This window comes from Amycolatopsis sp. GM8 (genome assembly GCF_021653975.1).
GTDB lineage: Bacteria > Actinomycetota > Actinomycetes > Mycobacteriales > Pseudonocardiaceae > Amycolatopsis_E.
Window position 1 is genome coordinate 94,589 of record NZ_JAJKFK010000012.1, and the last position, 18,898, is coordinate 113,486.

General features: G+C 67.1%; 13 protein-coding genes. 6 read left to right on the forward strand and 7 right to left on the reverse strand.

Going from position 1 to position 18,898, the window contains the following annotated elements:
• Positions 1-86 precede the first annotated feature (86 nt).
• From LOZ83_RS37175 to LOZ83_RS37180, 3 genes are all read left to right on the forward strand, one after another.
• A complete protein-coding gene (locus tag LOZ83_RS37175) occupies positions 87-818 on the forward strand; it encodes a hypothetical protein (protein WP_236796568.1) in 732 nt (243 codons plus the stop codon).
• Positions 815-1,111, forward strand: a complete 297-nt coding sequence (locus LOZ83_RS40960) for a WhiB family transcriptional regulator (RefSeq protein WP_374202767.1) — start codon at positions 815-817, stop codon at positions 1,109-1,111. The genes LOZ83_RS37175 and LOZ83_RS40960 overlap by 4 nt, the downstream gene beginning before the upstream one ends.
• A 752-nt stretch (positions 1,112-1,863) precedes the next feature.
• Positions 1,864-2,850, forward strand: coding sequence for a hypothetical protein (locus LOZ83_RS37180; RefSeq protein WP_236796569.1), 987 nt, complete (start codon positions 1,864-1,866; stop codon positions 2,848-2,850).
• A 467-nt stretch (positions 2,851-3,317) separates the two neighbouring features.
• On the opposite strand, the gene LOZ83_RS37185 is transcribed toward LOZ83_RS37180, so the two are convergent.
• Together LOZ83_RS37185 and LOZ83_RS37190 are read right to left on the reverse strand one after the other, a co-directional pair.
• Entirely contained in the window at positions 3,318-4,901 is a 1,584-nt protein-coding gene (locus LOZ83_RS37185) for a trypsin-like serine protease (RefSeq protein WP_236796570.1), read from the reverse strand.
• A 192-nt stretch (positions 4,902-5,093) separates the two neighbouring features.
• On the reverse strand, positions 5,094-5,552 hold the full coding sequence (locus LOZ83_RS37190) for a hypothetical protein (RefSeq protein ID WP_236796571.1): 459 nt from the start codon (positions 5,550-5,552) through the stop codon (positions 5,094-5,096).
• Between the two features lie 308 nt (positions 5,553-5,860).
• Here LOZ83_RS37190 and LOZ83_RS37195 point away from each other — a divergent pair, with 308 nt between their 5' ends.
• Together LOZ83_RS37195 and LOZ83_RS37200 are read left to right on the forward strand one after the other, a co-directional pair.
• Positions 5,861-9,715 carry an ALF repeat-containing protein gene (locus tag LOZ83_RS37195; RefSeq protein WP_236796572.1) on the forward strand — a complete coding sequence of 1,285 codons (3,855 nt, stop codon included), beginning with the start codon at positions 5,861-5,863 and terminating at the stop codon, positions 9,713-9,715.
• Between the two features lie 161 nt (positions 9,716-9,876).
• Positions 9,877-10,521 (forward strand): ankyrin repeat domain-containing protein, encoded by a 645-nt coding sequence (locus LOZ83_RS37200; RefSeq protein ID WP_236796573.1) that lies wholly within the window; start codon positions 9,877-9,879, stop codon positions 10,519-10,521.
• A 981-nt stretch (positions 10,522-11,502) separates the two neighbouring features.
• Here LOZ83_RS37200 and LOZ83_RS37205 read toward each other — a convergent pair.
• Complete coding sequence (locus LOZ83_RS37205) at positions 11,503-11,874, reverse strand: helix-turn-helix domain-containing protein (protein WP_236796574.1); 372 nt, start codon at positions 11,872-11,874, stop codon at positions 11,503-11,505.
• 143 nt (positions 11,875-12,017) lie between these two features.
• Here LOZ83_RS37205 and LOZ83_RS37210 point away from each other — a divergent pair, with 143 nt between their 5' ends.
• A complete protein-coding gene (locus LOZ83_RS37210; RefSeq protein ID WP_236796575.1) occupies positions 12,018-12,896 on the forward strand; it encodes an alpha/beta fold hydrolase in 879 nt (292 codons plus the stop codon).
• Positions 12,897-12,918: 22 nt separating this feature from the next.
• Here LOZ83_RS37210 and LOZ83_RS37215 read toward each other — a convergent pair whose 3' ends face one another.
• From LOZ83_RS37215 to LOZ83_RS37230, 4 genes are all read right to left on the reverse strand, one after another.
• The gene (locus LOZ83_RS37215; RefSeq protein ID WP_236796576.1) at positions 12,919-15,444 is read right to left on the reverse strand and encodes a polynucleotide kinase-phosphatase; all 2,526 of its coding nucleotides are present in this window, start codon (positions 15,442-15,444) and stop codon (positions 12,919-12,921) included.
• On the reverse strand, positions 15,441-16,826 hold the full coding sequence (locus tag LOZ83_RS37220) for a 3' terminal RNA ribose 2'-O-methyltransferase Hen1 (RefSeq protein WP_236796577.1): 1,386 nt from the start codon (positions 16,824-16,826) through the stop codon (positions 15,441-15,443). The genes LOZ83_RS37215 and LOZ83_RS37220 overlap by 4 nt, the downstream gene beginning before the upstream one ends.
• A 116-nt stretch (positions 16,827-16,942) precedes the next feature.
• A complete protein-coding gene (locus LOZ83_RS37225; protein WP_236796578.1) occupies positions 16,943-17,431 on the reverse strand; it encodes an SRPBCC domain-containing protein in 489 nt (162 codons plus the stop codon).
• Between the two features lie 61 nt (positions 17,432-17,492).
• The gene (locus LOZ83_RS37230) at positions 17,493-18,686 is read right to left on the reverse strand and encodes a sigma-70 family RNA polymerase sigma factor (RefSeq protein WP_236796579.1); all 1,194 of its coding nucleotides are present in this window, start codon (positions 18,684-18,686) and stop codon (positions 17,493-17,495) included.
• Between the last annotated feature and the right edge of the window lie 212 nt (positions 18,687-18,898).

The following is an 18,898-nucleotide window of genomic DNA, read 5'->3' on the forward strand; positions in this document are numbered from 1 at the left end:
CGTTCTGGTGAATCCTTCCCGTCGAACGACGCTATGGGCGGGTTAGGCAGTGAGATGTCCCCGTCCCCCGGAAAGGCTCCACTCCGATGACCTCATTCTCCCCTTCGCACCTGGACATGATCGAGCGGCGGTTCCTGGCGATGACTGCTGGCCCGCAGCCGCTCACCCTTGACTGCGCCGCACTGGGATGCGGACTACCCACCGAGGTGCTGCCGCTGGATGAGGTGCGCGTGCTGTTGCTGAAGCGGCAGACAAGTTGGGTGACCAAAGACGCCGTGTGGCAGGAGCTGGTCCGACGGGCACACGCAAAGCCGGAGCCATGGACCACCGTCGCAGCCGCCATGATGATGCCCGGCCTCAAAGCCATCGCCGGGAAACTGGGCTCCCGCTTCTGCGGTGACCGCAACGACCTGGACTCCGAAATCCTCGAAGGCTTCCTCCAGGCACTCGACATCGTCGACGCCCGATCGCCGAAGATCTTCGGACAGCTCTACTGGTCCGCATTCCGGCGCGGCCACGAAGCCTGCAACAGCGAAAGGCGGCGAGCGATGGCCCGGTCCGAACTCACCGACACCGCCGTCGACACCCGCGCGGTGAGCGGGCACCCAGACCTCGTCCTCGCAGGAGCCATGCTCTCAGGTGCCATCACACCCCACGAAGCCGACCTCGTCTCCGATGTGCTCCTCGACCATGGAGACCGATCAACCGCAGCCAAGCGGCGCGGTCTGAGCCGCCACAAAGTGGCAGCACAGCTCAACACCGCCTCCCCGCACCTCGCCGACTATCTGCTCTGCGGCCCACTTCGTCCGGCCGCATGACCACGCTCCTGGTGGTGCGTGCACCGAAGCGGCACGTGCACGCAGCACGCCGAAACGCAGACCGAGAAGTCGACTGGATCGACGTCGAGCCTGGAAGCAATACTGCGGCTGACCGCAAAGAGACCTGTCGCCTGTGCCCCGTCCGCCTCACCTGCGCCATCACAGCGCTCACCACTGACAAGAACTATGGGACGTTGTCTTCGAGATCAACCTCGTTGACGGCGCCGAAGCTGAGCGCCTTGGTCTACAGCGGGCGGCGGTCATCCGTGACGTATTGCAGTGCTACCGACTAAACGGCAACCGCGCGTCACCGGGCGCGAGCGTCACCTGGTGCTCCCGCCGGGGCACACAGGTCAGAGGCAGCTTTGGCCGGTCAGCGTGCTTGCGTGCGGTGCCGGACGGCGTATGTTCGCACCACGACTGGCGCTGGTGACGTGCCCAGAAGCGCGCGGACTGCGATCGAGACCCTGGCGAACGGCGCACTGCGCGTGAAGGTCTACGCCGGTGAGGCCCCGCAGGCACCTCCGCGAGACGATCCCCGCTGGATCTAACGCGGCGAAGGAAGCCGAGAAGGTCCGCATTCGGCTGGTCAACGAGATCACCGGAGCAGGCCCGCCACAGTGTCAAACCCGCTCAAGAATTGCGCAGATGCCTATTCAGACGAAGCCGCACATAAACCAAGGCGGTTTGATCGTTGAATGCCCGCTTCGCCTCCTCGCGAAATTGGGCAAGTAAACCCGTGCAAGGGTTCCAACAATTTCCTGGACGCCAACAACGACCGAGCCTTGCAAGATGCCAGTCATGCGGTCTCGAAGCACCGACTCGCGGGGAAGGATTTTTGTCCCGTTTCACCACTTCGACTTACGGCCTGACCTGCGAAGAATGAAGCCCTCTCCCGGCGCGACAAACAGCATTCACAGGTCGTCGCGCCGCTCGTCGCACTTTGACCGGCCGCGGCGCTGAACACACGTCCTCGGTGCCGATCTTCCGACACAGTTCGGTCACGACATGAAACGACAGCCCGTAGGAGGCAGATGTTCCGATCGTGGCACGATCTTGGCTCGTCGTCCTGGCTGCGGTTCTTCTTGCGGCCTGCGCTTCTACCGGCACCAACGACGCCCCAGCGCCGCAACGCGATGTCCCTTCACCGCCCCCAGCCACTCCGCAGTCGGTCGCGCCGGAGCCTCTGCACCCTGAGCAAGCGCTGGGCGACTTGACCTCGCTTGACTTCTGCAGTCTCCTGGACCAGGACAAGGCTGCTGCTGCAGGGGTAGAAAGTCGCGGCCTGGTCGTCTCTGGGCCCAATTTGTGCGATGAGTACGGCACCGTCAGCGGTCAAGCCATCGTGGTTCAGGTGGGCAACGTTGCGGACGCGAAGGAAGATCCGGACCGGGGTCCCGACGTCAACGCGGTGCCGCTGGACCAGGGCCTGAAGGTCCAGCTCGGAACGTATTTCAACAGCCCGACATCATGTTTGCGGTACTTGACTTTCGCCGATGGTACCCACCTGTCGGTCAACGTCGCTTTCACCGACACCAGCCCGGGCACCCTGGACCAGCGTGCCGCGCTGTGCACCGTGGAAAAGGCTGTCTTCGCCGGACTCGTCGAGCACGTCACCACCAGGAAAGTCGACCATCATGACCGCGAGAGCTATCTCGGCAAGTTCGATCTCTGCACTCTGATGCCCGATCCCCACAACGTATTGGGCGCGCTGGCTAACGGACTCAAGGTGATCCCAGCACCGAACCAGCACCGGTGCACCTGGCTCAATCCCATCGACACCACCGAGGTTCAGCTCAGCGACGACTACGTCGGCCGGCCAACCGGAGGAACGAAGACCACGATCGACAACCAGACAGCGATCGTCGAACGATATAACGAGTACTGCTACATCCGAACCCAAGTCGGTATCACGCAATGGCCCCGCGTCTACGAATACGCGACGCTCTGGGCCCGCGTCCCCGCCCCTCACAACGACCCCTGCGCCGTCGCAAAGACGGTCGCGGCCGCGACCTGGCCCAAACTTCCCTAACACCATGAATTTGAATTGAACACGGCATCAAGAAATGACGGCCGGAAACACAGCGTGGCCATCCCGGAGCCTGCCCGGCGAAGGCATATTCCCTTCTCCCTTGCGGCGGCTGCGGGGTCGCCCGGCCCGTGTCGAACCGCCACGCGGGACCGGCGCCAGCCGCACGCCCGCGTCTGGCGACGACGACGGGCGCTCACTGCGGTTAACTGTGCGCACTGCGCTGGGCCCGGGCTCGACCTCGACAACACGGTGGTCTGGATTCGCAGCAGCATCGCGCAGAAGGACACGAAGCCGCAGGAGAGGGACATCAAGGCGCACCAGCGGCGCAATCGGCGCTGCGACAGCGGTGCCTGTGCTCACCTGAACCGACGACCATGGCCCAGGCTCGAAACGCCGGTCATCGCTCGCCTGCGATGACCGGCGTTCAGTCCCAATCCCGAACACGAAATCCGTCAGTCCTTGAGCTGCTATATGTAGGTGGCGGTGGTTGTGTTGGTGCTGGCGTTCCAGCTGATGTTGCCGTGTTGGAAATCGTTGCGGCGTCCGCCGGGAATGTCGTATTCATCTGAGGTCGGGTAGCCCAGTCGGCTCGTTTCCCAGCCCAGCGACGCCCAGGTGTCGCGGATGGTGCCGTAGACGATGTGGGCCGCGGTGGAAGACGTCCAGTAGATGGAGGCGTTCCCGCTGAAGTGGTTGTATTTGCCGATGCCGTCCGGGGTCGTGTTTTCGTCGGTGGTGGGGTAGCCGGGTCCGGTCTCCCAGCCGAGGTCGGCCCATTTCTGCCGGATAGCCCCCCGGATTTCGTGTGCCCCGGTGGCGGGAGTCCAGTAGATGGAGGCGCCGCCGGCGAGGCTGAAGTGGTTGTAGCGGCCAACCCCGTCGGGGGTGGTGTTTTCATCGGTGGTCGGATACCCGAGTTTTGGTCCGGCTCCCAGGGCTGTCCATTTCTTCAGGATCTCGCCGCGGAGTTCATGCGCCCCGGTGCCGGGGGTCGCGTAGATGGCGGCGCCGTCGGAGAGGCTGAACGTGTTGTAGCGGGCGACCCCGTCCGCGGTGCTGGTTTCGTCGGTGGTGGGGTAGCCCAGTCCGGTTTCCCACCCGAGCGCCGACCACTTGTCGCGGATGGCACCTTCGATCCCGTGCGCACCCGTGGCCGGCGACCAGTAGATGGAGGCACCGGAGGCCAGACTGAAGTGGTTGTATTTCCCGACACCGTCGGGAGTGGTGGTTTCGTCGGTGAGCGGGAACCCGAATGTCGCCGGCCCACCCAACTCTTTGTATTTGCCGAGGATCAGGCCCTGCACGGAGTGCACACCTGTAGCGGGCGAGTAATACAGGCTGCCGTGTTCGTAGTCCTGCCCGCTACCACCGGCCACGGTGTATTCGCCGCCCTGGGGTGCCCCGAGGAACGAGGTGACGCCACCGAGGTCGAGGTAGCGGGCGAGGATCGGGCTACTGGTTTGCTGTCTCAGCGTGTCGTGGAGGTCGTCGACGCGGGTTTCGGTGGCGCCGGTGCGGGTCTCGGTTTCCCCAAGACACCCTCCCTGCCATGACGACTGATGCACCGCGAGAACTTCCGCGCCCCCACCGGTATTGGTGCGCCAGGCAGGCCCACCCGCATCGCCCTTACACGTGGTCGGACCACTGCCGCTGGAGATACCGAACGTCGTGGGGTTCACGGCATCGACGGTGGCGGTGGCCAGGTGGGGTTGATCGGGCACCCATTCGCTACCGGTCCGCCCATACCCAGCGACAAACACGCTGTCCCCCGCCTGCGGTGGGGTCGCGGCAACGGGGGCGAGGAGCACATCGGTAACCGGGGCGACCAAACGCGCCAACAGGACCGGCCGATCCGGCTGTGGCACCACCCGCGCAACCCCGACCACATGCCCGTCGGTACCAGACAAGGTGGTGCGCCCCACCGTCGCCATGGTCGCGGCCGGAGGTGCCGCATACGCCGTGGCATTGGGGAAACATGCGGTGGACGTCAAGACCCACTGCGGCGCCACCAACACCCCACTGCACGCACCACTCACAGTGTTGATCTTCACTACGGCACCCGGAGTCGGAGCCGCATCACCGGTCACTGCTCCAGCTGAAGTAGCACATAGGGTCGAGCTGGAAAGCACCAGCGCGACCGCGGCACCTAGGCGTCTTCGAGAAACGACAGGCATTGAAAATTCTCCCCAGGAATTGGACGGATCAGGTGAATTCGAGGCACGTCCTGCGCTTGGTGGATGCGGTCAGGATGAGGCGTCGAGGCGCAGCAGCGTGGTGGGATCACCGGGTGGGTCTGTCGTGATGCCGACCTGGGTGGTGCCGCTGGGGTTGACGTCGACGACGGTGTGCACCCCGGCGTCGGTGGTGAGTGCCGCTTTGAGTTTGTGCCCCTGCCCTGCTTGCAGGCCGTCGCCGCGAATGGAGTACACGTCGGCGATCATCATCGTCAGGTAGCCACTGGCAGCGAGGACGTGGAAGCACAGCTTCCCGTCGCCGTTCGGGCCGACCAGGTTACTGGTATGGACCATGATGAGGCCGACGGTGTCCGGGCCGGAGGGGCAGTCGGTGTAGACGATATGCCCGTCGCCGCTGATCAGCTGAACGTTGTCGGTTGCCTGGATCTGCGCCGCGCCAGGATAGCCGAAGTCCTCCACGATCGACGGCTGAGTGTCCGAAGTGGACTCCTGACCGCTGTCGTTCATTGCTATTGCCGTCCCGCCAACTGCCGCGGTGCATACCACTGCCGCAACGGCCAGGATTCGAAGAAGTGCGCGCACAAGTTCCCCCACATCGACAGCGTCAGATCGGGTCAATACGGACATTTGCCGCAGAGTTCGCCAACAGGTGGCAGCAAACGTGAGCGTAATCCACGGTTTTCGAAAACTGTTAGGTGATCTGGATCACGGCCATTTGGCGGTAACTGGTTACCGATTGGCGTGGTTAATCTGCCTTGTGGCAACCGCGCGTTGTGCGCGGTATTCCCGGAAAATCGAAACCTGGGGGTTTCCTCATGCGCGTCGCGCCGAGACGTTTCCGTGCCATTCTGGCCACGGTTCTGACCCTGGCCGTTGCGGGCGGCACTGTCACCGCACCCGAATCGGTGGCGGCACCCGCGGCGCGTGTGCAAGCCGCGGCAAGCGACCCTGCCCCGTCGGACCTCACTTCCGCCACCGATCGACAGAAGGTCGCGCGCCTGTGGGAGTTCGGTGGTCCTGCGACGAAGCGCGATGCCGCGGCAGCCTTGGCGGGGACAGATGCGGATATCACGACGTTCCTGACGACGCAGAAGGATCCTGATGCGTCGATCGACCGAGACGTGGCTGTCAACAAGATGATGTCCGCGGGTGGTCCGTCGACGAAGACCGCGGCGCAGCAGGCGCTGGACGCCGGTAACGACGATGCGCTCCAGACCTTTTTGGACACTGACTGGCAAACGGCGGCGAGTAATGACCTGAACGTGCGGGTCAACCAGATGATGTCCGCGGGCGGACCCCAGGTGCGGAAGGCCGGGCAGGCCGCGCTGGACGCAAACACCACCGAAGCGCTGCAGACCTTCGTCGACAGCGGCTGGCAGGCGCCGTACGAGATCGACCAGGACGTGAAGGTCAACCAGGCCATGTCGGCCGGTGGGCCGGAGGTGCAAAGAGCCGCGCAGCAGGCGCTGGACGCCAACACGGTCGAAGCGCTAGACGCGTTCCTGGCCGTTGACCTGCCGGTCGCGCAGGCCCGCGACGCGGAGACCGACTCGATCACACAGTTGGTGACCACGGCGCAAGCAGCGTCCGCCCAGGCAGCGAGTGAGACCGTGGCCGCGAAGCAACAGGCCGACCGCGCGGTTGCGGAGGCTGCGGCGGCACAGCGCGCGGCGCAGGCGGCAAAGGACGCCGCGGCTGCGGCCCAGGGAAATGCCAGCGCGGCCACGGATGCGGCATCCCGAGCGGCGTATGCGGCGAACCAGGCGGCGGCCACCGCACGCGAAGCGATCGGGGCGTCGAACGCGGCGACCCGCGCGGCGAACACTGCCGCTGGGGCCGCGTCCCGCGCGGCCGCGGCGGCATCGCGGGCCGGTGTCGCCGCGACGAACGCCTACAACGCCGCAGCCGCGGCCGTGAGCGACAAGAGCAAGGCCGCCGCCGCCAGCCTCTCAGCGGTGGCGGCGCGGGCCGCCGCGGACAGTGCCTCAACCGCCGCGAACGCCGCAAGATCCGCCCGCACCGCGTCCGAACAGGCAGGCCTAGCCGGTGACGCCGCGAAGGACGCCGCCGCCCAGTCACAAACAGCCGCCGACAACGCCACCCAGGCCGCCAATGCCGCCGCCGCGGCCGGTGCCGACTCCCGGCAGGCACAAGCCGCCGCGGCAGCGGCACGCGCCCAGGCCGCCCGTGCGGTCGCCGCCGCGCAGGCCAGCCAGGCATGGGCACGCGAAGCCAGCACCGATGCCGGCCAGGCCGCAGACGCCGCCGACGCCGCCGCCACCAACGCACAAGCCGCTGCTGCCGCAGCGGACGACGCCGCCGCGCACGCCGGGCAAGCCGCTGACGCTGCCCAGCAAGCCACCAACCACGCCAACGCCGCAACCGCCGCAGCAAACGCGGCCGTCGCGGCGGCGAATCAGGCCACCCAGATCGCCCAAGCGGCCCGGACCGCGGACGACAACCGGATCGCCCTCGCCGGGCAGGAAGCCGACGACGCCGCGCAAGCAGCACTCGGCACCGTCACCCCCCAACCCACCACACAGTCCACTGTGGACCAGGCGAGTACCTGGGATGCCGAGACGAACCGGCTCATCGCCGAGGCAACCAACCCCGGCACCGACCACGCGCTCGCGGTCACCGACGCCCGCAAGGTCGCACTCACGCTGGCCGGCAGCACCGGGCAATGGACCAAAGAGTCCGCGTTGGCCGCGCTCGGCGGCACCGAGGATGAAGCCATCACCTACGTCACCACCGGACTGTGGGATGCCGCCGGCCAGGACGATCGCGCAACTCTGAACCTGCTCAAAGACTCCGCAACCCCCAACTTCCAGACCGCCGCAGACGCCGCCCTCGCCGGAACCGACACCGCCGTACGGGACTTCCTGCGCAACCCCGACTACCCCAGCCGCGAGATCGACGACTCGGTGCAGGTCAACCAGATCATGTCCGCCGCGCGCACCGCCGGCCGAACCGTCGTGGTCGACGCCGCACAGCACGCGCTGGACGCCGGCAACGACCAAGCACTGCGTACATTCCTCCAGACCGGGCAGTACACCGCGCTGACCATTGACGACAACGTCAAGGTCAACCAAGTCCTCTCCGCTGCTCGCACCGCCGGGTCACGTGAAGTGGCTGCCATGGCCCAAGCCGCACTCGACGGCCCACCCACCCTCGCCCACGAATTCCTCACCACCGGCCAATACACCGCCGCCCGACGGGATCAGAACACCGCCGCCCACAACGCCGCCATCGACGGCCTCCTCGCCCAGGCCTCCGCCGCTGCGTCCTCCGCCGTCCAAAACGCGAACGAAGCCCAAGCCGCCGCAGCCACCGCCCGCAACGCCGCCGACGAAGCCGCCAACTGGGCCAACCAAGCCCAGGCCGCTGCCGCTCAAGCCGCCGATTGGGCCAACCAGGCCCAGGCCGCTGCGCAGCGTGCGGCGGACTCCGCGCAACAAGCCCAGCAATCCGCCAACACCGCCACCCAAGCCGCTGCTACCGCAGTAGCCGCCGCCGACCGCGCCACCCGCTCCGCCACCTGGGCCCAACACTCAGCCAACCAAGCCGCCAACTACGCGCAACAGGCAGCCACGTCAGCCACCAACGCCTACAACGCAGCGCGCGCCGCAGGAAAAGACGCCACCGACGCCGCCCTCGCCGCACGCGACGCCTGGCAGGCCGTCGCAACGAAGGCCGAAAACGAAAAACAAGAGTTCATCCAGCAACGTCAGGTCCAATGCGAAGACATGAACCGGCTGGTCGTGTCGACCGCGGTCCTCAGTTCGGCAAACTGTGTCCTGCTGTTCACCGGAACCCCTGCCGACAAAGAACGAATCCTCGGGCATCTGCAGGAGATCTGCCGCCAGCACAACTATGAAGGAAGCCACGGGCTGGCACTGTGTCTCGACCCGAACAACCTGCTTAGCCCCAACTTTCGCCCCGTTGTGGACACCAGTCCACCGAAATGGCTCGACACGGTAGTCCTTTCCGCCCTCGGCGGCGCGGTTGCCCTCCTCTGCCCCGAATGCGCACTGGGTGACGTCATCCTCGGCGGCGCCGCCGACCTCGGCGAGATCCTCGGACTCGACAGCCTCGCCACCCTCGCCAACGCCGCCGCCACCGGCGCCGACCTAGCCGACATCATCGGCACCCGCATCATCGCCGAAGAAGCCCAAGCCGCCCACCTCGCCGAACAAGCGGCCGCCGAAGAAGCCCTGTTGGCGGCGATCGCCGAACAGTTGATCGACTACCTGCAGGCCTGCGTGCCCAACAGTCTCGCGCGCGTGCCCACGGCCGACATGGCAGCCGCAGCCAACTCGGGATGCTACAACTACCCCCCATCCGGCAACGTTCAGTTGGACCTGAAGGCCGTCACAAACATCCACGACTCCCATTTCCCGGGTGGGTCCAAAGTCGACAGCAGTAAGGGCCTCTTCTTTTCGACGGTAACCAACGGGGACCTCGCGAAAATCCTCGACACGGGACTTCAGGACTCGAACCTGTGGGCATTGAATGCGAGCAACTACTACGAAAAGACGTTCCCCTACTCAGGCGTTGGCACCAAGTCAGCCCAGGCCGGAGGAGGCCCCTCGACGGCAATAACCCTCGTCGTGGACAAGTTCCCCGGTCCCTACGGATTGGTTGACATCGTCACCATGTATCCCAGCTAATGCGTGAAGGCTATGCCAATCATGGGAGTGTCGGCGGGGGTCGACGATCGAAACCGGCACTCCCATGCGATATCTCAAACACCCTTGTCGTCTTGGAACCAAGCGGCGCGGGTAGGTAACCAAACCGTTCGGAAAAGGGAAGATAGTCCAGACTTGGCACCATGTCCGAGAAACTGGCAGAATATCGGGTCGTGGATGCGATACAACAGTTGGGGTACGCGGCGGAAACTGGTGATGTGGAGCGGGTGGGACGGCTGCTACGGGAGGGTGTTCCGGTTGACGCCAGAAACCCCGTCGGTCGGCCCCGTACCGCTCTCGACCGGGCCATTTGGGCGGAGCAAACGGACGTGGTCCGGCTCCTGCTAGCCTCGGGCGCGGACCCCGAGCAACCCATCGGCGAATACGGCGAAAACACACCGGTTCGGTTCGCCGCCCCTAGAGGCATGACAGACATTCTTCGCCTGCTACTCGAAGCGGGTGCCGACCCCGACGGTCGGGGTGGGGCCCGCGAGCGGGCTCCGGGGTCGCAGTTGGCCGCTGTTCAGGGCCTTGCGGCCATCGTGGAGATGCTGCTGGACCACGGAGCCAGCATTAACCACGTCGAGGGATATCGGGGCACACCGTTAGCTGGCGCTGCGGCAGGCGGGTGGCCCGTCATCGTTCGCATGTTGCTGGACCGGGGCGCTATCCCAACGACAGAGGCGCTGGAACTCGCCGAACGCAACTCTGCCCGCTACCGAACCGATCCCGAACGACTGGCAGGCTTTGCCCAGGTCATCGCCATACTCAAAGCCGCAGGCGCCTGAACCCCGCCGAGCCAATCGTTCAGCGCACACTCACCAGGATCCCAGCCACGGTTACGGCAATGCCCTCTCCAGGCCGCGCATAGAACGCCCTGGATGCGTTCGTTCTTCAGGTTCCGTTGAGCGATTCGGCCCCAGGCTTTGACTCTCCTAGATTTGCCGTGGTCGTCGTGCTCGGCAGTTAGAGATTCGGCTTGCTTCCGGAAAGCGCAGCGGCGAACAAGGAAGCTCGACGTCAACTGGAATCTTGACGCGGTGTCCGGTTCCTACCCGGTCGGTTCGATGCAGGCGGTAGGGGGCTGGAGAGAAATTCTTCACCATCGGCCCGCCAGCTCGCCGCCGACGGTCGAGCGGCACAGCAGCAGCGAGTTCGGGCCAGCGCCAGAGGCGAACAGTAACCGGGCCGCCGATACCGCGCCGGCAGCGTTATACCCACGTTTCCGAGCGAACGCGATCCACGGCGAAGCCACGCCATGGTGTGGCTCGTAGTACGAACCACCGGCGCGAACGGGACCAACGAGACATGGTGCGACGGTGCTAACAAGAAAACTGCAGCCAGAACCTCACGGAACGCCGCAACAACCGTCTCCTAAAGCGCTGTAGCAGGTTCGAATCCTGCCGGGGGCGCCATTCGTGACCCACATGCGTTCTGCTCTGCGACGGCCTGAGCTTGGTCGTGTTCGGGCGAGGGCAAGGTCGTTGGCTCGGTGATCGCAATCGGTCGTTTGCGGTATGAACGCCTGGCGGGGTTCGATGGCATCTCGATCATGAGTGTCACATGAAGAACGCGCGCGTCGCCGGCCGGGAGGAGGGCGAGCGGCTGCTCCGTGGTCAGGCTACGGAGGCATCCTCGTCCGCGGGCTGGATGATGGCCGCCCCGATCGGCCTCCTACGTCTGCTGGTCGGAGAAGGCGGCGCGGATCACCAACGCGACATGGCTCAGTGGCAACGGGTTCATCGTCGTCGATCGGGTGTAGGGACACCTCACCCTCTGGCGGCGGGGGCGGCTTGGGCGTCGCTGGTCGCGTTGGCGCGGTCGATCTGGGCCATGTGCTCCTCGGCCCATGTCCGGAACGCCGCCAGCGGGACCTCGAGCGACGAGCCCAGGTCGGTGAGCCGGTAATGCACGCTTGGCGGCACGGTCGCCTCCACCCGGCGGGTGGCGAGGCCGTCGCGGACCAGGCTGTGCAGGGTCACCGACAGCATTTTCTGTGAGACACCAGGCATCCGCCGCCGCAACTCGGCGAAACGCACCTCGTGCGGGGCCGCCTCCGCGAGGACCTTGACCGCCATTGACGTCCATTTCGTGCCGATACGGTCCAACAGCCGGCGGGTCGGGCACTCGGGATCGAACAAGTCACCACGCCTACCTTCCGCCGAGCGCGCCCGCTGGGAGGTCACCTGGAACTCACCACCTGTGGGAAAGGTGCCGTCTTGGCAGCACAACCGAAGTTACTTACCGTTCGCTGGTAACCAATGGTAACCACCCTGGAGACGACGTGCCCGGAACCACTTCTCCACGCCACAGCGCCGACATCGTGCTGCGACGGATCACCACCAACGGCATCCAAGCCAACGTGGCCGTTGCCGGCACCGGGCCGGCAGTCCTGCTGCTGCACGGCTTCCCGCACACCTGGCGGCTCTGGACCGAGATCATCGGCCCGCTGGCCGAGCACCACCGGGTCATCGCCCCAGACCTGCGCGGGTTCGGCGCCAGCACCCGCGCGGCGGAAGGCTACGACGCGGGCACGCTGGCCGCCGACGCCGAAGGCATCCTCGACGCGCTCGCCGAACCCACCGCCGCCGTGGTCGCCATCGACGCCGGCACCCCGGTCGCCTTCCTGCTCGCCATGCGCCGGCCGGATCTGGTACGGCGACTCGTCGTGATGGAGTCACTGCTCGGCTCGCTGCCCGGCGCCGAAGACTTCCTCGCCAACGGCGCACCGTGGTGGTTCGGGTTCCACGCCGTTCCCGGCCTGGGTGAAACCGTCCTAACCGGACACGAGGCCGAGTACATCGACTGGTTCCTCGCCGCAGGCACCCGCGGCCGCGGCGTACCACCGGACATCCGCAACGCCTTCACCAGCGCCCACACCGGACACGACGCCCTACGTTGCGCCTTCGCCTACTACCGCGCCTTGCCGACCAGCGCACGTCAAATCAACCAGGCCGTGACAGCCGGCCGGCGGCTCACCATGCCCACCATGGCGATCGGCGCACACCCGGTCGGCCGCACACTGGAACAGCAACTGCGCCCCGTCGCCGACAACCTCACCGGCCACCTCATTCAGGACTGCGGCCACATCATTCCACTGGACCAGCCCCAGGAACTACTCCGCCTCCTGACACCCTTCCTCGCCACCGACCAGCGGATTTAGGTTCGTATGCTGGTCGCCGGGTTCAAAGACGGGGGTCGACCGGGTCGGATTCCAGTGCCAGCACGGCGAATACGCATTCGTGCACGCGCCACAACGGTTCCCCGCGCGCAACCCGCTGTAGTGCTTCCAGGCCCAGCGCGTACTCCCGCAGCGCGAGCGCGCGCTTGCGGTTGACGCTCCGCTCCCGCAGCCGCGAGAGGTTCTCCTCCAGGGTGTAGTCGGGGCCGTAGATGATCCGCAGGTACTCCCGGCCGCGTACCTTCACGCCCGGCTGCACGAGCCCCCGTGTGCCGCGCGTCAGGTTCGCGGCCGGTTTCACGACCATGCCTTCGCCACCGGCCGAGGTGAGTTCCTGCCACCACGCGGTGCCCGCCGCGACCGAGTCCTCGTCGGTGGTGTCCACCGTCAGCGTCCTGGTTGGTGTGAACAGTGCGGGATCTGCAGCGGTCAACCGTTCCGCGAGCGCCAGGTGCCAGGAGTGTGGGCGCTCATGGTGCGCCGCGCCCTCGGATGCCAGCACCTGGAACGGCGCGAGCCGAACCCCGTCGAGGCCCTCGGTCGGCCAGCAGTATCGCCGGTACGCGGCCCGGTACGCCTCCACAGTGGACGTTCGGGCTTCGGTGCGGGCCAACAGTTCGCCCACGTCGACGCCGCGCGACATCGCCGAGGCCAGCGCCTCCGTGGCGACGGGCAGCGCGGCCTGCGCGGCGGCCCCGACCGACGCGTACTGGTCGGCGATCAGCTGGCCCGCCTTGAGACTCCACGGCATCAGCTCGGCGTCGAGCAGGAGCCAGCCGGTGTCCAGTTCGGACCACAGGCCCGCCGCCGTAACCGCGTCCCGTACCCGGGCCAGCAGCGCGTCGCTCTCGCCACCGCGGAAGAACGGCCGTCCGGTCCGCGTGTAAACCACACCGGACCCGTCGGTGCCAAACCGTCGCGGTGCAACGGTTTCGTGTCGGCAGACGAGTACGACCGCGCGCGAGCCCATGTGCTTTTCCTCGCACACCACGGACTGCACGCCCGCCGAGCGGAACTCGGCGAACGCCTGCCCCGGATGCTCCAGGTGGCCCTCCACGGTGGACGTCGCGCTGGGCGACATCGTCGGCGGCAGATACAACAGCCACCGCGGGTCGGTCGCGAACCGGCTCATCACTTCGAGCGCCGCCGCGGACTGCTCGGCGGACACGCCGACGCGCCCGTGGTGCTGGGTCTGCACGACCCGCTTCCCGGTGACGTCCGCCAGCTCCAAGGTTGCGGGCTCACGATGACGCGTCGCGGACGGCGGCAGATCTTCGGGCGGCAACAGCGGCTTGATCGACTCGTACCAGACCTTCTTCGCCTTGACCGAGACGACTTCACGCTCCGGATAGCGCAACGCGGTCAGCTTGCCGCCGAACACGCAGCCGGTGTCGAGACACATCGTGCCGTTGACCCATTCGACCTCCGGGGTCGGTGTATGTCCATAAAGGACCATCGCGTTCCCCCGGTAGTCCCGCGCCCACGGCTGGCGCACCGGCAGCCCGTACTCGTCGGTCTCGCCGGTGGTGTCGCCGTACAACGCGGTGCTGCGGACCCGCCCAGAAGCGCGGCCGTGGAACCGTTCGGGCAGCCCGGCGTGCGCGACGACGAGTTTCCCGCCGTCCAGCACGTAATGCGCGATGAGGCCGTCGCAGAAGGAATCAACTTTCGCGCGGAACTCGTCGCCGGCGGCGGCGAGCTGCTCCAGCGATTCGGCCAGCCCGTGCGAAACCTGGACGCGCCGCCCACGCAGTGCCCGCACGAGCTTCTGTTCGTGGTTGCCGCACACCACCAGCGCGTACCCGCGCTCGACCATGTCCATCACGATCCGCAGCACGCCAGGAGTGTCGGGACCGCGGTCGACGAGATCACCGAGGAACACCGCGGTCCGGCCCTCGGGATGCCCCGCGCCGGCAACGTATCCGAGCTCGGCGAGCAGTTCTTCCAGCTCCTCGCGGCACCCGTGCACATCACCGATCACGTCGAACGGACCGGTCAGCTCCCGCCGGTCGTTGAGTAGCGGTTCGATGACGATCTCGGCCTCCGCGACCTCCTCCTCGGAGCGCAGGACGTGCACCCGCCGGAAACCCTCACGCTGCAAGGTCTTCAGCGAGCGCCGCAGATTCTGCCGGTGCCGCCTGATCACATGCGTGCCGAAGTCGCGGTCCGGCCGGGAGGCGTTGCGCGCGACGCAAAGCTGCTCCGGCAGGTCGAGCACGATCGCGGTGGGAAGCACGTCGTGCTCCTTCGCGAGCCGGATCAGCGCGGCACGGTCCGGTGCCTGCACGTTGGTCGCGTCGATCACGGTCAGCCTGCCCGCGGCGAGCCGTTTGCCCGCCACGAAGTGCAGTGCCTCGAATGCGTCCTTCGAGGCCGCCTGGTCGTTCTCGTCATCGGAGACCAGGCCGCGGAAGGTGTCGCTGGAAAGCACCTGCGTCGGCGCGAAATGAGTACGCGCGAAGGTCGACTTGCCGGATCCCGAGGCACCGACGAGCGCGACGAGGGACATGTCGGGGATGGTCAGCTTCATGCCGCGGCCTCCTTCGCGGTGAAAACGGCGAGCTGGGTCGGCGGGCCGAGGTCGGGGTCCTCGACGCCGACGGGCAGGTATCGAACCGCGTAGCCGTACCGCGCGGCCACAGCCGATGCCCACGACCGGAACTGCTCGCGTGTCCATTCGAAACGGTGGTCGGCGTGCCGGAACGCGCCGGCGGCCAACGTTTCGAAGCGCACGTTGTACTCCGAGTTCGGCGTGGTCACCACGACGGTGCCCGGACGCGCGACGGAGAACACCGCGTGTTCCATCGCGGGCAGGCGCTCCTCCTCGATGTGCTCGATGACCTCCATCAACACGGCGGCGTCGTACCCGGACAGCGACGGGTCCGTGTAGGTCAGCGCGGACTGCCGCAACGTGACCCGCTCGCGCGCGTGCTCGGGCACGCGATCGAGCTTCAGCCTGCGCTCGGCCAGGTCGAGCACACGTGCCGACACGTCGAGCCCGACGATCTCGGTGAAGGACGGTTCCGACATCAACACCTTGAGCAGCGCGCCGCCGCCACAGCCGAGGTCGAGCACACGCCGCGCGCCCGCGCCGCGCAGCGTCGCGAGCACCGCGCCCTGGCGCTGCACGGCCAGTGGCTGCGGCTGGTCCGGCGCCTCCGTCACGAGCGGCTCGGCGAGCACCTCGTCGGGATCGGATTCGGCGAGGCGCTCGAGCGCGTAGTTGACGTAGACCCGGCGATGCACGAGGTACCGCTTGGCGATGAGCTCGCGTTCCGGGTGCTCGCTGAGCCAGCCTTCGCCCATGCGCAGCAGCTTGTCGGCCTCGTCCTGGTTCACCCAGTAATGCTTGGTGCCGTCGAGCGCGGGCAGCAGCACGTAGAGATGGCGCAGCGCGTCCGCGAGCCGGACGGTGCCGGACAAGGTCAGGTCGATGTACCGGGACTCTCCCCAGTCCGGGAACTCCGGATCGAGCGGGGCGACGGTGCCGGAAACGGTCCATCCCAACGGTTCGAACAAGCGCTTGACGACATCGAGACCGGCCCGCGCGGACAGCGACGGCACCCGGATCGTCAACGGGATCGCCTGCGCGGCGAGTTCGGGCCGCGCGTCGCAGCGGCCGGTCATCGCCGTGGTGAACACGGCGCGCAACGCGACCGCGAGCTGCGAGCCCGCCGCGTAGGGACGGTCGTTGACGTACTGGGTGAGCTCGTCGCGACGATCACGCACCATCGCGACCGGATCGAGCTCGATCATCAGCGCCGCCGTGCACTCCCGCTCCGTCGCGCGCGGGTAGAACACGTGCGCGGTGCCCGCCGAGATCGGGAAGGACTGAACCCGATCCGGGTGCTTGTGCAACAGGAAACCCAGCTCGGTCGCCGGCTGGTGAGTGGTGCTGATCATGAGGAGCACCCGGGCAGTGTGTCAAAAGAATCGGGACCGCACAGCTGGTTTTGCACCGAGAACCCGAAGCCGGCGTGGCCAGTCGTGCTGAACTCGAGTGGTCACGCACTGTCCACGGTGGTGGATCAGTGGGTCTGGCCGACCAGCTTCGCCAGATTGTCCATTTCGTTCTCTCGCCCCATGACCAGTCGCTGTGTCCACTCCGCGTCGTGCATGGGCTCGATGGTCATCGTGACTTCGGTGCCTTCGCCGGTGGGGCGCAGGTCGACCTCGGTGAGGACTTCGTAGGGCGCCACGTCGGGCACGAAGTCCACCAGGGTTGTGTAGCACAGGCGACTGGTCGGTGTGATCTCGGTGAATGTCTTGTGCGACTGCGTTTCCAGCGGTAGGCCGTTGTTGCGCATGAACTCGACCTGTTCCGCCGCGGTGGCGGTCATCGTGTAGACGAGCTTGCCGTCCGGGCGCAGGTCGAGTTCGTCGACACGGACGGTGAAACCGTCCGGTGCCCACCACTGCTGGATGCCCGCCCCGGTCGTCCACAGCTCCCACACCCGCTCCACCGGTGCGGTGTAGGTGCGCTGGATCCGGATCGGCGACTCGGACTTGCTGGTCATGTTGGCTCCTGTTCGTTGTCACGACCGTGTCGCCCATACCGACGCACGAGCACCCGCCGACTCATCGGCCGGCCCCCGGCAGGGTCAGCGGCAGGCCGAACGCCGGCAGCAGGTGCGACTCGAACGTGGTGATCTCCACGATCCGCCCGCCCTCGATGCGCAACACATCCAACAATTGCGCCCGGTACACCGCCGTGCCCGGGCGCCGCACATAGCCGGCCGCGGCCGGCATCCGGTTCGCCTGTACCGGCAGGTACCGCCATTGCCCGAAGTACCTCGGCGACGACGGGTCGAACACCGGCCCGACCTGCCGCATGATCGCGTCACGGCCGACGAACCACACCGGGTTGGGCGGCATGGTCAGCACCGCGTCCTCACGCAGCATCCCCACCATCGCGGCTGCGTCAGCCGCCTCGGCCGCCGCCATGTAGCGCCGCAACACCGCACGCTCCTCCGCGCTGACCTGGTGTGGCGTCCAGTCGGTGCGTCGCTCGGGCAGCCGTTCCCGCAGCGTGGGCCGCGCGCGTTGCAGCGCGCTGTTGACTCCTGCCACGGTCATCCCCAGGGTGTTCGCGGTGTCCTCGGCGGGCCAGCCGAGTACGTCGCGCATGATCAGGACCGCGCGCTGCCGGGACGGCAGGAACTGGATCGCGGCCAGGAACACGAGCTCGATCGTTTCGCGGGACACGGCCGCCAGGTCCGGCCCGACGTCATCGGCGGGGACCTGGTCCAGCAGTTCGTCGGGGTAGGGCTGCAGCCAGGCGAGCCGGGGCGGTGGCGCGCCCTCGCCCGAGTCGATCCCGGGCACCGGCTCGTAACGCTGTGGCCGGCGGGTGTGGCGGCGCAGGAAGTCCAGGCAGGTGTTGGTGGCGATCCGGTACAGCCACGTGCGCACCGACGCGCGGCCCTCGAATGCCTCCCGGCTGCGCCACGCCTTGAGCAGGGTCTCCTGCACCAGGTCCTCGGCGTCGTCGTACGAGGACACCATCCGGTAACAGTGCACCCGCAATTCCGCGCGGTACGGCTCCACCAGCCCGGCGAACGTCCCCTCGTCCACGGCCAGCGCGGGCCGCGATTCCGTCACTCCGGCCGGCGTGACGTTTTCCGCACCCGCCGCCTCGCTCGCCAGCCGGGCGATCCGGCGCAGCCGCCCAACCTGCGACGACAGGGCGTTGACGCCCGAGTAGAACGTGTCCGGCGGGCTGAGCGCCAGGTCCTTCACCTGCCGCTCGATGGTCGTGACCAGCTCCGTCACGGCCTGCTCCCCGGCCCCGGTCCGCCGCGCCCGGTACGCCCGCTGCCGGCACGCGGCCGAGCAGTACACCGCACCCCGGCCACGGTTCCGTGCCGGCAGCGGCCGACCGCACACCCCACATGCCCCCACGCCCAAGACCTGACTCCCGATCGTCACACCATCCCGCGTTACGTAATTCCTACCGCACGGCATGCACCCGGGGTGGACAACCC